We start from the raw sequence: 2,220 nt of genomic DNA, 5'->3' as shown, positions 1-2,220 counted from the left end.
CGGATAATGTGTCTATCGCGGCAAGGTATTCCTGTTCCTTTTTTGTGAGCTCGTCAGCCGCATTGTTTTCATCGATCCTGACTACACCGGGCAGAAAAGACCGGGTATAGTAATAGCGGGTGGCAAGGACGGAAATCAGTATTATCACAGCAACCACAAACACCGGTTTCAGAGGGACAGAGCCCAGCCGAGAAAGAAGACCTCGGATGGTGGAACCGATGTAATCGGCTGCTTCCCGCATGCGGCTGCGGGCAGGGTGTTCCTCCGGCAGTTCCTGAGCGATACGATCCCACAGTGTTTCGGGCGCTGTGTAAACGGGAAGGGACTCTGCTACTCTCCGGATGGCCGAATCGAACTCCGCTTCCTTCCGGCATCCCTCGCATACCTTCATGTGCTCCTCAAGCTCGGGAGTCAACCCCGAATCTTCGTATATTCGTCTGAAATCTTCACAGTTCATTATATATCACCTCCATGTATGGAAGGAGTTTTTCACGAAGACGTGATTTTGCATAAGAGAGTTGTGATTTCGATGTTCCGTCGGAGATACCGAGCATCTCCGCAATTTCATTATGTTTGAAACCCTCGATGATATGCAGGACAAACACCGCCCTGCAGTTGTCGGGAAGTTCTTCGATTTCACGTTCGACGATTAGTTTTACTATTTCAGATGAAACATGAGACGATGGAACCGATGAATATTCTTCCATTTCGTCAAGGCTTTCATTACCGCGTTCTTTTTTTCTTTTACGCATATGCTCGATACAGGTGTTTACGGTTATGCGGTATATCCAGGTGAATACGGAAGAATCGCCTCTGAATTTCTTTATGTTATGGTATATCCTGATGAAAATTTCCTGTGTGGCGTCCTCCGCGTCCTCGGCATTACCGAGCAGCCTGCATGAAGTGGTATATACCCTGTCCTTATACATATCGAACAGCCTCCGGAAAGAATGCTGGTCACCTTCCATGCATTTCCGCACGATATCGAACTGGGTTGAATCGATTGCATGCTCTGCCACAAATTCCTCCTCATATGGTGTACTGTAGATTTGGACGAAGGAATATTCTCAAGGGTTGTAAAAATAATTATTCATAAACGAGCTGAAAGCGCTTGAGTTCACACATTCCCGAAAAACGGCCAGTGAACGGGGAAAAAAGGCTTTTCACGGTGCGCCCTTTCCCTGGTTACTTCCTTTGGGCATGCAAAGGAAGTACCATATAAAAAAAGTGTTCCTAAAAAATGGGGGATGGCCAAGTATGAGTATTATATTGCATATTATTGAATAAATCAGTATCTTACGCACGGTATTTATCCCTATTTTTCCCGGGGAATGATTCTGAAGAAACCAGCCGGAAAAACGGTAACAAGCGGATATCGAACTTTTTGATAATATATCATAATATCCGGAACGGACGATGGAATAATACACGGAGCTTACTATGGCAGAACCGAATTATTACCCTGATGGTGATATACTGCATAAAGAAGTCATGACCGAAATGGAAGAAATCTCGGGATTACTTTCGCTCGATGATATCTATGTCAAACGTCTCAGAAAACCCCAGAAAACGCTCGTGCTTCATCTTCCGGTCATGATGGACAACGGCACGATTGAAATTTTCGATGCATGGCGGGTTCAGCACAATCTTTTCCGCGGACCGTCAAAAGGAGGAATACGGTATCATCCTCAAACGAATCTTGAGAGAACCATCGCTCATGCGGCGCTGATGAGCTGGAAAGCCGCTGTGGTCAATATCCCTTTTGGCGGCGCAAAAGGGGCGGTATGCTGCGATCCAAAGACCATGTCATCCGTGGAGCTGGAAAACCTGACCCGCCGGTACACATGGGAAATTTCACCGATCATCGGTCCCGATAGAGATATCCCTGCACCGGAAGTTGGAACCGATTCCACGACCATGGCGCAGATCATGGATGGTTACAGCATTTTTGCAGGGTATTCGGTGCCGAACGTAGTGACCGGGAAGCCGATTTCGGTCGGGGGAACCGAGGGCAGACGGGATGCGGTTGCACGCGGTCTCATGCATGTTTTGAAAGAGGTTGCCCGTAACCGTCAGATTTATCTCTTCAATTCGACCGCTGCGATTCAGGGCTTCGGAAGGGTTGGACGGAGCATAGCCCGATACCTGAACGAGGCGGGATGTAAAATAATTGCGCTTTCCGATTCAAAAGGCGGCATATATTGCGAAGATGGAATAAAT

The 2,220-nt window shown here is 47.4% G+C and carries 3 protein-coding genes; 1 reads left to right on the top strand and 2 read right to left on the bottom strand.

The annotated features are described in order from the left end of the window. Positions 1–457 (bottom strand): hypothetical protein (locus LLG96_13795; protein ID MCE5251283.1); only part of this gene is annotated, 457 nt, incomplete at its 3' end. Continuing rightward, a complete protein-coding gene (locus tag LLG96_13790; protein ID MCE5251282.1) occupies positions 447–1,019 on the bottom strand; it encodes an RNA polymerase sigma factor in 573 nt (190 codons plus the stop codon). The genes LLG96_13790 and LLG96_13795, both read right to left, overlap by 11 nt. Positions 1,020–1,440: 421 nt before the next feature. On the opposite strand from LLG96_13790, the gene LLG96_13785 reads away from it, so the two are divergent. Beyond that, positions 1,441–2,220, top strand: a 780-nt coding sequence (locus tag LLG96_13785; GenBank protein ID MCE5251281.1) for a glutamate dehydrogenase, incomplete at its 3' end; no start/stop codon positions are given.

Source organism: bacterium, from assembly GCA_021372535.1.
GTDB lineage: Bacteria > Latescibacterota > Latescibacteria > Latescibacterales > Latescibacteraceae > JAFGMP01.
This window is presented reverse-complemented; position numbering and strand designations above follow the sequence as displayed.